The 427-nt window shown below is 67.2% G+C and carries 1 pseudogene; it reads left to right on the plus strand.

Annotation, left to right across the window (positions count from 1 at the left end):
- Positions 1–401 (plus strand): annotated as a pseudogene (locus I59_RS06330) (trigger factor); the annotation flags it as partial.
- Positions 402–427 lie beyond the last annotated feature (26 nt).

Here is a 427-nt window from a genome sequence, read left to right on the forward strand (position 1 = left end):
AGAAGCTCATCGAGGACGCGGTGCACCGTCACCTCGAGCAGGAGAACCGCCTCGAGGACGGCGAGCACCGCAAGGAGGTTGCCGAGTCCAGCGAGAAGGCCTTCCGCTCGCAGATCCTCCTCGACGCGATCGCCGAGAAGGAAGAGATCCAGGTCTCGCAGGAGGAGCTCACGCAGTACCTCATCCAGGCCGCTGCGCAGTACGGCATGGAGCCGGCCGAGTTCATCCGCGTCATCGACCAGAACGGGCAGATCCCGGGCATGGTCGGCGAGGTGGCCCGCTCGAAGGCCGTCGCGACCGTCCTCTCCAAGGTGACCGTCAAGGACTCCAACGGCGGCGACGTCGACCTCTCCGCCTTCACGGCGGGTGTCGCGCAGACCCCGGCGGAGGACGCTGAGTAAGCGTCTCCACCCTCCGAACGGGAGGC

Source organism: Curtobacterium sp. B8, assembly GCF_000333315.1.
Classification (GTDB): domain Bacteria; phylum Actinomycetota; class Actinomycetes; order Actinomycetales; family Microbacteriaceae; genus Curtobacterium; species Curtobacterium luteum.